General features: G+C 43.8%; 7 protein-coding genes. 2 read left to right on the top strand and 5 right to left on the bottom strand.

The features are described from left to right. Positions 1-735: 735 nt before the first annotated feature. On the bottom strand, positions 736-3,306 hold the full coding sequence (locus PspS35_RS24555; RefSeq protein WP_238785931.1) for a hypothetical protein: 2,571 nt from the start codon (positions 3,304-3,306) through the stop codon (positions 736-738). 59 nt (positions 3,307-3,365) lie between these two features. Then, positions 3,366-6,035: a hypothetical protein gene (locus PspS35_RS24550; RefSeq protein WP_159937145.1), complete on the bottom strand. Its 2,670-nt coding sequence runs from the start codon at positions 6,033-6,035 to the stop codon at positions 3,366-3,368. Positions 6,036-6,650: 615 nt separating this feature from the next. Here PspS35_RS24550 and PspS35_RS24545 point away from each other — a divergent pair. Both PspS35_RS24545 and PspS35_RS24540 read left to right on the top strand, forming a co-directional pair. Further along, positions 6,651-7,217: a hypothetical protein gene (locus PspS35_RS24545; protein WP_159937144.1), complete on the top strand. Its 567-nt coding sequence runs from the start codon at positions 6,651-6,653 to the stop codon at positions 7,215-7,217. A gap of 143 nt (positions 7,218-7,360) precedes the next feature. Then, positions 7,361-8,365, top strand: coding sequence for a DNA adenine methylase (locus PspS35_RS24540; RefSeq protein ID WP_159937143.1), 1,005 nt, complete (start codon positions 7,361-7,363; stop codon positions 8,363-8,365). Positions 8,366-8,879: 514 nt separating this feature from the next. Here the strand turns inward: PspS35_RS24540 and PspS35_RS24535 are convergent. From PspS35_RS24535 to PspS35_RS24525, 3 genes are all read right to left on the bottom strand, one after another. Further along, complete coding sequence (locus tag PspS35_RS24535) at positions 8,880-9,104, bottom strand: DUF2188 domain-containing protein (RefSeq protein ID WP_159937142.1); 225 nt, start codon at positions 9,102-9,104, stop codon at positions 8,880-8,882. An 8-nt stretch (positions 9,105-9,112) separates the two neighbouring features. Continuing rightward, complete coding sequence (ligD, locus tag PspS35_RS24530) at positions 9,113-11,674, bottom strand: DNA ligase D (RefSeq protein WP_159937141.1); 2,562 nt, start codon at positions 11,672-11,674, stop codon at positions 9,113-9,115. 543 nt (positions 11,675-12,217) lie between these two features. Further along, a complete protein-coding gene (locus PspS35_RS24525) occupies positions 12,218-13,192 on the bottom strand; it encodes a helix-turn-helix transcriptional regulator (protein ID WP_159937140.1) in 975 nt (324 codons plus the stop codon). Positions 13,193-13,708: the final 516 nt, after the last annotated feature.

Genomic DNA, 13,708 nt, shown 5'->3' with positions numbered 1-13,708 from the left:
CGTGTGTCGCCTGTAAACGGCACAAAGCTTTTTTGATTTTTTAAGGGCCGTTCATTAGGGATGGAATCATCAGACATTGGATTAATCATCCTGGGGATGATCTGCCGAAGGCATTGCATCATACATGCCCTCGTTTTATCAGACCCTTTTCATGAAGCTGCTTAAGAAATTTTTGAATCCAGAGTTCTTTCTGCGCATAGCTAAAATGGCTTTGAAATGCTGAACTCTGCCAACGTTTTTATAATAAATGAACTCTCTGATGGTCCACAAAAATTTACTTAATTGTCTGAAAGCAATGGCTGTAATGTAAAGGCAAGCTGAACATCCAAAAAATATCACTAAAGGAAAATTCTCTTGTAAGCCTTTCGCATAAAGTGAAAAGTACGCGTACCAAATGTATATGCTTGCGAAGACCCAAAGGGAAATTATTATGAGTGGAGCTATAACCCAAAATTTGAAGATTTTGTTTTTTGAACGTATCAGTCTCATTATAGGTATTGATGTCGCAAAAAATGCATAGGGAAAAAATAGGGCAGTGATTTTTGCGATTTTATAAAGGTTATCGACTTCACTGTATTGACTTAACGAGTAGTCAAACTGTTGCTGAATTTCTAGTTTTTCTTCATCTGTGTATCGTGCGCTTCGTTTTTCAATTTTGATTGACATTATAGTATTAGGCTGTTTTGCAAATTATAGCATTTCCCAAATTAGAAATTGGCCGTAAGGCCAATCTATTTACATGTGATACCTGTTAGGGGCAAAAACAATATCATTTGCATGCTCTGGTAGATTTGAGTCTTGTTTCGAGAAAAGAATGATTTTCATAATTTCTCTAATCTTCGATACTTTTCTTATCATGTGAACACAGATGAATAAAACAACAAATAGGTACATGCAAATTGCTACAAGGGTTGAATATATATCACTAATGCTCGTTATGGTGTACGAAACGCTCAATGAGCCGGTCAACATTTCCAATGTTATGATTTTGTATATGAACAAAACCTTTATGAATCTGAATGTCATGTACAAAACTGATGTGTAGCAGACAGTTGGTATGAACAGCATTGCCAGTTCTATTATGAATTTGAGGTAGTCAGTTTTCCTGTCTACGGTCGTGCCGTTAATTATCTGCAGTGATGAAGCTGTTGAGGTCAAAAGGAAGCCGACTAAAGCGACTATTAAAGTAACGATTACGCTTACTACGCTCACGCTGATGGCTATAGGAATAGACCAAATGAGAATGTAGCCAAGTGATAGCAACGTCGATGACAGAGAGTCCAGGAACTCTTGCATCTGCGGGACACTGACCACGACCGCAAGGGCTACCATTGCTTCAGGCCCGATGTTTAAGCCAACAGGGTTGTAAATGTCATTGAATCCAGCGGACGCTGCTATACCAGCAGAGACAATTCCAATCTTACCCCCAGTCGTTCCGAAAAAACCTATGGCAGAATCTATAATACTTTTTGTTCCGTTTACGGCTGCTGCTTCCTTGCTTCTGCTTTGGGTATTTTTTCTCAATTGTTGATTTACACGCAATTCAGCTTTTATTAATGACGCAGTGAATACCAGTGTTTGACCAAAATTCTGAATTTCAACGAACACAGAGCCGCATTCCCTGCCACTCGGTGTTGTGGAGCTTGGGTAATTTAGGCAGTCGATTAGCTTATCAATACCCAGTACGCCATTTTCTCCCACTGTCACTGCTTTCAATAACCCAGCGGACCAGTCGTTAGAGGTTTTAGTAAGCTGAACTGAATCAAGGCTATTGTTCAAAAAATATTGAAGATTGATGTCTGATTCAGCCCTTTCATAGTCAACTGTGAAAATGACTTTGTTATTATTCTCAGATATTAAAATGCTGCCAGACTGGTACATATCAACCTTCATTGAGTTAGCTAGCGTTTCTCCTGGTGTTGAGTACTGATTGTTCTGAAATTCCGTGAATAATATTTTTGGTAGAATCGTCAATATGTTCGGATTCGTCATGAAACGATTGTTAAAGTAAACATTGTAGAAGTTTATTGAGTCAGAACAATTCTTTGGGCTTGAATCCTCTGCACAAGAACGCTCTACACACGCCCTCAACGTTGATTCTAGGGTTTCATCAGCGACAAACGATGTTGAGCTTGAGTCCTGGTTTAGATTTGTCCCTTGCCCTGCGCTATGGTCAACCGTCGAGCAGATCCTGACGTTTCTGTCTGCTGGCATCAGTGACTCTGTGTAAGTGGGCACTTTGTTCAGCTCATCTATTGCACGCCCATGCATGCACTTTGCCGCATCAAAGGCGTAATCCTTGATGCTGCTAGGGCTCATCCCTCTAAGGTTGAAACTGGCTTCGTCGTTGCAATCAAGCTGGCCTGGAGTATAGGTATCGGCCACACCCAAGGTGGGCCTACCCGCTTTTATGATGTTGTCTGCAATCTTCTTGGCATTCAGTGTGTACTCTGTTTCCACGATCCTTTTGGCTGTTTCTATAGCAGAATCTAAGTAGCTTGGGAGCCCAAATCTTTTGGAGATGCTTTCTGTATTCATGTCTACCAAAAAGCTAATGTCTAGAATGCAGCTACCAACCTGATGGAAAGCTTTAATTTCTCCTTTCGATTCGTCAATTGTGAATTTGATTTTTTGCTGTTTAGCAGCTTCTTGGATAGACATACTAGAAGTGCAGAGTTGAAAGCTAATCGCGTTATATTCATTTATCGCTCCGCCAGAGTCTTTGTTCGGAACGAAACGTTTAGGGAATTCAACCCGTGTTTTTTGTGATTCTTCAAACTGATGCGTTTCATCAATGTCTAGCGCTTTAACCACGACCTGAATAGCCAGCTTTGTGAAAAGATTGTACCTAATACCTTGTTCGTTCACAAAAACAGGAGATGCAAATATTAAAATAAGAGCTGAAACAGATCCGGCTGTGATAATGGAGTTCTTATCCTTGAATTTGGTAGAGGCAGCGACAAATATCTTTAGGTAAATGAATCTGCTCAATATCAGAGCAGCTAGGATAGAAATTGCATTGAGCGTATAAAAAATTGCAGGGTTCAGTACTTTTGACGTTCCACTGTTAAACTGATTATTGTTGCCTACGCATTCATGCTTCCCAAATTCATCACCTTGTACTGCACTCTGCGTCATTTCACAGCCAAACATTGATTCCACGAGTGGGCCGGTAAATGATGCCGCACGTTCTTCTTCTGTTAATGACTGCATATGAGCGTTTGCTCTGGTAGCAATATTATCAGCGTTAGCAAATGATGAAATAGTCGATAAGACTATTAAAAATACATAGGTAATGATTTTCATGGTGTAGGGCTTGTTTGTTGTATTATAACATTTTCAAGCCCTTCAATTTTGAGGTACGATTACCGCTGATTGTAAGATTTTACAGAGTCCATTAATCCAGAGCTTAATTTTAGTATTAGATTCACTGATCCAAACGATAACATGCTTAAAAAGCTAATCATGACAGCAATGATTCGCTCTCCCGAATCTGAAAACATAACGTGTCCATTCATTAAGTTAAGTACTCTGTTAAGAAAATGAAGGCTCAATGTGGTTGATACGATAGAAACAATCACTGGCTTGATGAATTCAACGACGAAACCAACCACGTTATCTAAGATACCGCCAGCTTCAAAATGTGAGTAGCTGTCTGTGTACAACAATATGACTCGACTCACTTCCCAATTCAGCAATGCAGTCATCATGACGACAGACGGCACAAAGATAATGCTAGAAGCGAAAGCTAAAAGATTGCTTCTCATGGATGCGAAATTGTCAGCGTCATTCAAACGGCAGAATGCCAAAAGGAAAAATGGCGAAAGCTGGATTGTCATCAAGGTAACGAATTTGTGAGACAACAAAAGCACAAAAAAAGGCAATATTGAAATCAACATCGGTAAGAATCTTAAGAAGTTACTTGCTTGGTCGAGTGTGATACTCATCTTGACAAGACTTGTTCCTATCCCCGCAGCAATGAATGTTGCTGTTTGAGAAAAAGATACTACTGCGCTGCTTTTGTCTTTCTTCCCGATGTTTGCGGCACTGTTACCTTTTACATCTGCCAATTTGGAATTTGCGTAGTCGTTAGCAATTTGACCACTGATCGCTAGGCTCAAGCCAACAGCACGTAGGTCACTGGCCGTTTTGCTGATGCTTGTGGCGTACATCTGATAGCACTTTAAAGGGTGTGTGATTGTGTTTTTGCAACGCTGCAAAGCGGTCATAGGCATTTCAAATGCAAGCCCTGCACCTTGTTGAAGGTCTTTGTTCATGCCTGCAGCAGTGCCATTATCAAAAATCAATTTTTGTGAAATAGCATCTGAATCAACAATGTTCGGAAGTTTCGCGCTTTCTGTCTTCTCGAAATAGTTTCTGACATATTGGCTTATGTTTATTGCACTTGAATAGTCAGGATCGTATCCATGACCTCTAGCCCATTCATCGTCCAGAAAGAAATCGACCGCTTTTCTTTCTGAAATTATCAACACCTTGTCGTTGAACATGTTTTGAGCTGCGCTTGTGTAGCTGGTGTCTTCGCTGTAATTGAAAATATAAAATAGAAAGGTCAAATCACCTTCTTGGAGCATCTTTTTCAACTGGGTCAATGATGAGTCATTTGTTAATGCGCTGCTAAAAGCATCATTGTACGCAAGGATTCTATCTCTCAATTTCGTCTCAAGGGTTTTTCTTGTCTCGAAGAGTTGCTTCTTATAAACGTCTGCGTTTTCCTCTCCTTTGACTTTCCAGTCATCGCCCACACAAAAAATAGATCCTGTGCCTTTAGGGCCACTTCCATTGTGGGCATCTATATATTGCTTCGCAGACATGCGTAGCTGTAGATTTTCTGCACAGATGAGGTTCAGCATTACCACTGCAGCGTTATCAGCCAGCTTGAAATCATTGGGAAGTTCTTTGAGGTAAGTGTTTGCTCTTGAATCTCTATAAAAAATCGACATGGCAGTATTTTTTATATCTTCATACCCTGCGCGATTGTTATCAAATGGCCCACTCAATAATTCGTTTTTAAGCTGATTAGCAGTAGCTTCGACCGTTGTTAAATCAGCTTCGTCTCTGTATCTTTGATCGTATCGAACTGCTTGAAAGTAAGAATTCGCTGCACCAGCATTTAACTCTGATTTGAAAACCGTTACAGGGTCTAGCTCGAAAAGCAGATTTCCTTTTGGACTGTATTTTTCAAAGGTATAGCTCACGTCTTCTTTTTTAGATAAATCATAAAGAGAGTCTGAAACTACCCAATTTGAGGAATCGCTTTTGTAGAAAATGTCGTTGTAATGCTGGCTTGAATGTCGTGCAACAATAGCTTTGAGTATGAGTTGTTCTGTCCATGCAGACGCTGTATAGGCCGCTTGGGTCTGCGATACATCATCCTTAACCCCCGTGTCAGGATCAACAATATCTCTTACCAGACCACCCGTTTGGAGCATGTAGGTATAGAGCTGCATTTCATATTGAGTTAAAGAGTTACCAATCATCGTGAGTCTAATGCCAACAGAATCAATGATTGATAATGAGTTTTTAGGGCCAACAAGGCCGAACCCAATTAAACCTACTGCAAAAACTGCCAAAAATAGGTTGGTCAACAAGCTGTATCTTGCCTCTACCGTTTCTCCGCTCTCATTTTTCTTGTCGCCAAAATTTCCTAGAAAAGCATTGAAAATAATTTGAGCAATTAATATTAAACCGGCTATTAGTGCGACTATATATACAATGCTGCGAAAAAATTCTTTATCTCTTCTTGTCTGTTCTTGGTTTGATTCGTCAAACCTTAATTGTGATTCTGATTTTTCATTTTGGATTTTTGCGTAGGTCTCGTCCTGATCCTTTGTGAAAACCATCACCCCCTCACCATAGGAGCTTGTCAGTAACTGTAATGATTTGTTATTCGGGCAGAGAACCATTGAATTTGGGTCAACGGTTTTGTTGTCTGCTTTGAATCCACACTCCGATGCAGATGCTTGAGACAGAGACATGAAAGGCAATAGAAGAAGAGCGAGAGCTAATTGACGCATTAGTAATAGGTTTTGTTTTCTAAATTATACCATTTTGCTTTGTGAATTCCGGCTGGTAAGGCGATTGCCATTTTTACCCATTTGCCAAGCTCCTCATGAACCATCCACCGTCCTTGGCGGGGAAGTGTGTGGCTCTCGCTCTGCTTCCTACTCCACCACATTTGCATAGCTGGCGGCCTACTGTGCCGGGGAGACAAGCAAGCTCCTGGTGAGCTGTGAGAAAGATCAGACGTTGTTAGGTTGCTTTGTTCTCTGTTCTCAAGCTGTGATCCAAATATTTTTTCAAAATCGTTTTAATCGACTTCCATGCACCTGATCGAGTTTGACTATCAGAAATGACACGGGGGAATAGCGTTTCCCTAGATATCCGATTTTTATTTTTTCCGAAAAACTTTATTTCCATTTTCTAAATGACCTCTAGCCTAGAGAAACTAAGAGCTGCATCGATGTGCGAGCCTCTATGTGTTATTTATCAAAATCATCATTTCGAATTTAATGTTTTCAGACTGTATAAAAATCTGTTTTTTCTTAATTTTGGTTGTTTGACAATGTTTTTAAAACCATTAAAGTTTGCTTCATCGAATCATAGGGATTCGACAATATGAGGCAAACACAATGGCTAACGTATACCGCACAGAATATGAAGTAAAAGGCACAGCGCAAGAAATTAAGAAGTTTATTGTCGAGGTTATAGGTGATGGTGCAACTGAACGTCAATATTTCGATTTGGAGAAGATTATTCCTTTGGATGGACAAGAAATGGATACCGCATGGGGAAGTGAAAGTGAAGCATTCAATTTTCAGCTTTGTCATGTGAGTTCCACGAAAATCGTTTTCCGGTTTGATACCAATAATTGCACACCTCTCCACGTATGCTTTGCACTTATGAATAAATACACTCTCCTTACGTTCAATGTTCGCTCATGTTGTGAATTGCTTATTGAGGCGGTTCGTTTCGTGAAAGATCCCCGCATCCAAGGCATTGGCTGTGAATGTCATGAGTGGAATGATGATGGTGGAGTTTGGAGAAAATACATCAAAAATGAAGCCAAATATCTATGGGGTTATTCGAACAAACCCAACCTTGAAAAGCGTGGGTTTGTAAAAATAGGGAATACCTATGTAAAGGTTCATTTCGGTATTTCGCTTGAGGAGCTGCGTCCACGTTTCAAGGTTTCCTAACGATAATCGCTAAAGTACATCTTATTTGCACTACCTGAAATATCTCTATTTCTAAAGGCTGATTGAGTTCAGCAGTGCAAGCCCGAAAAGTTAAAGTCTTTTCCGCTGGTTCATTCTGAATCCGTGCATCGCTCTGTGCGCGTGTGAAATATTTGGGCTCAAAAGCCAAACTGCTTGGCTTCATTGATTCTGTAGTTAGTGATTGCGTTTCTAAAATTTCAAAGCCATCAAATGAGATTGTTCTGTGTGACCTGTTCAGCGGGTCGGGCAGGGTAGCGAATCACTTCAAAAATCGTTTCAAGGTCGTAGCTAATGACCTGGAGTACTACTCCTATGCGACCTTGGAAAACCTGCTGAACAATGATCCTTCGACCGTCTACGAATGTCAGCCGATCATCGACTACATGAATCACTGCATGGATGGTGTGGAAGGCTTCATTTTTCAGAACTACAGCGAGTCTGGTGGCCGCACCTTCTTCACTAATGGCAACGCCATGAAGATCGATGCTGGGGTTGCGCTTGTGTACGAGCTGTATGGCAATGGGGAGCTGACTGATGGGCAGTTCTACTACTGCCTCTGCTCTGTCCTAGAGGCTGCTGACAGGGTGAGCAACACGACAGGGCTGTACTCATCGTTCCTAAAGAAATTCACTGGTGCTTCGCTCAAGCCCATTGAGTTCAGAGGGTTTGACCTGAAAGATCCCGTGGCAAGCAATGAGGTGTACCAGGGAGACGCTAACGAGCTGTTGCAGCGCGTTAGTGGTGACGTTTTGTACCTCGATCCACCGTACACGTCCATGCAGTACAGCAATGCTTACCACGTCCTCAACACTATTGCGCAGAACGAGCGCCCAACGATCCATGGGATCAGCGGTCGGCCCCAAGGCCGGAATGTATCTCCATGGGCTAGCAGGCCAAAGGTAGAAGGTGAGTTTAGGCGGCTCGTTGAGACTGCCAATTTTGAATACCTGGTCATGAGCTATTCCAACGAAAGCATCATGCCGATGGATCTGATTGCTGATGTGATGAGTAGTTACGGCAAATACCAAAGAAAGGAAATGCAGTACAAGAAATTCAAATCACGTAAAGAAGCTGCCAATGAAATTTACGTGACTGAATATCTTCATGTGTTGCACAAGAATAAATGATCTACTGTTTTTATTAATATATTTGAGTAGGAGGGACTCCAAAATGGTTACTACAGACGATTATGCAGTGTTATTCGGTTTTATGAGTAGGGAGGAATGTGAAGCAGAATTAAAAACGCATAAGTCATCGTTTCCAATGTTCGCCGGTTTCAATAATAGGACTTCAGGTTTTACGATTCATCCTAAACGCAAGCCGGTCTACGAAATAATTTCGAGATTAATGTTCGCTACGTGGAATGAATATTTAAGATTTGATAACGACTGCTCCGATGTTCGAGCAAGGTATCTATGTAATGATATTTTTAAAAAGTGCTTTCGTCGTAAAGTTCAGGATTTAGAATTTGAGAAGATTTTTAAAGCTTTCAATAGGATCTACAAAGCTGCCTTAAAATCAAATAATCATGTTCCTTTTTTTAAAAACGTAAAAAAGAAATCTCATGATGCAAAAACAGACTGCTAACAACGCGGTTTGTTGATGTTGGTGTAAAGCTCGAGAGAGCTTTACATTCCTGATTTATCCCTTCGATTTCGTAGGGTCAGAGCTACGCGGGTAGGTGCGTTCTTCCTGGATTGTCCCATCTTCCTTGTGGACTTTCAGAGAGGCGGTTTTGCCCTCTAAAAACTCAACCGCTAGCTTGATGATTTCAGCCTTGGTATCAGCAGTCTTCGACGCCCGTTCAGCACCTTGCTTCTTGAGAATCCAATGGTCGCCAGACTTTGTGATGTGGTAGGTATCCATGAAGCCTCCTATTTTTTAAACCCGATCATTCGACGCATATCAGCAGTGATCGTTTGTTTTATTTTGCCGTAGTCCTCCCATGGGTCTTCCCCAAGCTCACCAAGACGTTCATGAAGGTTATGTATGTTCCAGATGTTCGCCCCTTTTATCTCCTTCACTTCTTCTTTGAAGAGTGGCACCGACACCGGCAGTCCTTCGCGTGTGCGAGCTGCATAGGCATTGATAGTAGTAGCTCCTTTGCCGTTGCGCAGATAGTCGATGAAGATCTTGCCTACACGATTCTTCGGGCCTGATACGGCTGAAAAGCGATCAGGAATGAGCTTGGCCATGTGCTGAACAATCTTCTGGCTGAACCCCTTCACAGTGTCCCAGTCGTCTTTGGGGGTGAGCGGAACCACGATATGGATTCCCTTGCCGCCGCTGGTCTTGATGAAGGACTTCAACCCCAGCTCATCGAGGATGGTCAGCGTTAAGGTTGTAGCTTCGACCATGCTTTTCCATGGCAATGCTGGATCAGGGTCGAGGTCCAGCACGAAGCGGTCAGGACGATCCAATTCCGGTGCTTTCGCATTCCAGGAATGGAACTCAATGGTACTCATCTGCACAGCACCAACTAGTGCTTCAGCGTTGTTGATGAGCATCACTGATTCACCTTCGACTGTCTCAATGCCGGGTATCGGTAGTCGCTCAACGTTTTTCTGAAAGAACAGCTCTCCGGCTATCCCTTCAGGGGCACGTACCAAGGCAATGGGTCTGTCATGCAGTGTAGGAAGAATCCAATCAGCAATACTCACGTAGTACTCAGCGAGCTGCATTTTCGTAGTGCCACTGGATGCGTCTATTACCCGATCAGGGTGTGTGATTCGAATTTTGCCAGATGTGGGCTTTGGGTCAGCTTTGACTGGTTTTTTCTTTGCCGCAGGCTTTGTTTTTTTGTCCTGTACATCTGTTGCCGGCACTGGTGTTTCTTCGGTGATTTCCTTGGCAGGTTTGTCGTTCCGTAAGCCGTGGAAAACCGAATGACGCACTGAACCATCCTTGGTGATTTCAGCGTAGGCGACCTCGGCCAACAGTTCCGGTTTAAGCCAATGCACGCCACGAGCATCTGCCCCGGTAGGTGGATTTACTACGGTGGGTTTGGAGGTCTCCAAAGGCTTTAGCTGCTCAAGGATGGTCCGTAGGGTGCGCTCGTTGAAGCCAGTACCCACTTTGCCGCTGTAGCGAAGCTCGCCGCTGTCCTTGTCATGCAGTCCAAGCAGAAGCGCCCCAAACGACGTTCTAGCCCCTTTGGGCTCGCTATAGCCAACCACAACGAATTCTTGGCGGTGCTTACATTTGAGCTTTATCCAGTTATCCGAGCGGCGGGATACATATGTACTCCCTGCACGTTTTCCTATCAAACCCTCCATGTGCATTTGACAGACAGAGGTAAGAAGGTCGCTGGCTTCTTCACCAAAATCCTCTGAGAACCTGATGATGTCGTCTTCACTGCGTTCAACAACCTGGGCAAGGGCTGCACGTCTTTCTTCGACAGGAACTTCTCGGAGGTCTACCCCGTTGAGGTAGGGCATGTCGAACAGGTAAAAAACGATGGCTTGGCTCTTACCTGATTCGAAAGCGTTCTGGAGAATCTGGAAGCTGGGTACGCCTTCATCGTCAGCGGCAATGACTTCCCCATCAAGCCATGCTGACTCGAGAGCCAGGCTTGCCAATGCTTCTGCTTGCCGATGCAGCTTGGAAGTCCAATCGTGGCCGTTGCGGGTGAATAGCTTCACCTCACCGTTATCAATTCTTGCCATCAATCGATAGCCATCAAACTTGATTTCGTACCGCCAGTCTCCAGCGGGGGCCGTCTCCACTAGGGTAGCGAGCTGGGGTTTGATTATGTCGGGAATTGGAGCTGGTTTAGCCCCAGTGAGCTTGCCAGTTTTAGCTCGTTTGCGCGGCTCCGGCACCTCTTCAACAGCTTTGGCCTTGGGCTGTTTTCCCCGCTTTTTCGGTATGATTGTGCGATCACTCAGAACGGAATCGGGCAGCTCTTTCACCACGTCAAATTCAGCCTCTGGCTTTGCTGCCGAGTCCTGGTGCTTGATGAGGAACCAAGGCTTTGATTTGCCTTCTTGGTGTGTTCTGACAAGGTTCCAAAGGCCGCCGAGCTTTTCGCCTTCCAGCTCAAATTTCAGCTTCCCCTTTTTGTACGATTCAACTGGATCACCTATGCATTTCCATATTCCTCGATCCCACACAATCACGTCACCGGCGCCGTAGTGGCCCTCCGGGATGTTCCCCTCAAAGGTGGCGTAATCAATTGGGTGATCTTCAACCTCCATTGCCAGACGCTTTACCTGGGGATCAAGGCTTGGGCCTTTCGGGACCGCCCAGCTTTTCAGAGTGCCTTCGATCTCGATTCGAAAATCATAGTGCAGACGGGAGGCATCATGCTTCTGGATACAGAACTGCAGAGCATGGTCTTCTGCCTTCTTTTTTCGGGTGCTTTTCTCTGCGCCTGAAGGTTCCGGGGTGGCATCAAAGTCACGTTTTTTGTTGTATTCGTCTAATGCATCGGCCATCACAACCCCTCCCATATTCTAAAGTTGAGAGGAACCAAACAACCGACTAGTTCCGGTTTTGTGCCGATGGTGGAGTTCTACCGAAACCTGATCTGAATTTCTGAGCTTGGGTGGCATCACAACACTGCCACTTGAAGTTCTACGATGAGGGTCAGGATTTGAACATTGCATGCCTAGGATGGGGATCGTTGATTTGGAAGCCGGGTGTGCTTCTTCTGGCTTCTGAGTGGTTCAATGATGGGCCGCAATTGCCAATCGAATTTTCAAGGGTTGGCGGTGGGTGTTAAGACTGCCGTAGCTCACACAACGTTGTGGCGGTAGGTTTTACGATGGTGCAAGGAGCAAGTAGGGGCCGCGCACCAACCAGATCCATGACCACTGGGGAATACAGACCTTAGAAGTCGCCGAAATGAGCTAAAATACGGGCTCTAGCTGAGCACCTGTACAGTGTGTGACTTCTTCCAGCTAAGCATTTCTAACAATGCACCGCGGTACGGGGCGCAGATAACACGCGCTATTAATCTAGACATCAGTTAAGTCTTTTTATAAAAACGATTTTTTGGACTTCTGAAATGTGACAGTAGGATGCTCACCAAACGACTGCATATAGTATTTGCAGAATACATGGTAATTCAGAAAACCTACTTGACAAGCCACCTCTTGCGGACGAGCGAGAGCCCCTCCTTTTGAAATGAGTTCTTTACTTTTAAGCAATCGTTCATTTCTAAGAAATTCAATTGGACTCATATTTTTATAGCGTTTGAAGCCGGTTTGCAGTGATCTAACGCTTATGCCAGCAAATTTGGCGATTTCACCTACTGTTAATTCAGGGTCTGCATTCGCAGTCATATACTCTGCCGCTCTTTTTATTTCAAACGGTGTCGGTATGGCTACCCCAGCTGCGCTGTCGAGCGCGCTACTGTAATTACTGTTGAAATTTGATAGCACAAATCCAACCATGCTTTCTTTTAAGCTACTCGCCACTTTCTCTAACGGGGCACGAGAGTTTTCGGCCAGATCAAAGATCGTGTTTACAAGTCCGAGTATAAACCGACTTTTCCATACCTCTGGGTTGGGCTTATCGAAATGCACTCTCGTCTTAGGTGGCGCTCCTAGTAGAGCCGAGAGGTATCTAAACATGTCCGTGTTATCTATATATACAGTGGTATATGTGATGCCCGGAGCATAATGTGAAGCAGATATTTCGCGCACATCAGCAACTGCAAGAGTGCCAGCATTGGCTCTATAGTTACCAACGCTAGTTCTCCAAGTGAATTCACCTGCGTGAGGAATGGTGATTAGAAAGCCATTCGTTTCGTTTTTCATCTCATAGCCCCAGCCAGTGTGGCTGATCGTCAAACTGACGAACGACTTCCCGAGAATGCAAGCCTTTTTTTGGTAATGTAAACGACCGCCGTGACCTGGAAAAATCTCCATGTCGTTATCATGAGCTTGGAAATGGCAAGCTGCAATTTCCGTACTTTGAATTAACAAACGAGTGAATCGGTATATATCCATCGCTAAACCCTGAGCAAAACGTTATCCGATGTTATATCATGTCATTTATCAGAGTAATTTGTTATCTGACAAGCGTGCTTCTCGCGCCGCCGAACCGTCGCATCCTGATATCGCCCGCACGCCTCACTAGCCTCTTATACAGCACGGCGGGGCCGAGCGGCCTTACGCGGTTATTCGGCATTGTGGAATGTGAAGTGCATCTCACCATGAGTATTCTCCAAGGACCTCAGCATTTTGAATCCATGATCATGGGATCTGCTTTTGCTAACCCTCGTCCTATCTATGCCAAAGCGCAAAGTAACTAGTTTTGGGATTCCCGTTTCTTAAGCGTCACCCAATATTCCATGCCACGTTGGTTATGCCTAAACTTAGTGCCTCTGAGCTAGTGATGCTAATCGATTTTTCCTACCGAACTTTGGGTATGGATCTAAATCCGGAATCTACCGCTGCCCAATATAGCGCCTTGGAATCATCTATCGCCACAGTGCAAATATAAAAGCTTTTGAACTTATTGCG

Source organism: Pseudomonas sp. S35 (assembly GCF_009866765.1).
Taxonomy (GTDB): Bacteria; Pseudomonadota; Gammaproteobacteria; order Pseudomonadales; family Pseudomonadaceae; genus Aquipseudomonas.
This window is presented reverse-complemented; position numbering and strand designations above follow the sequence as displayed.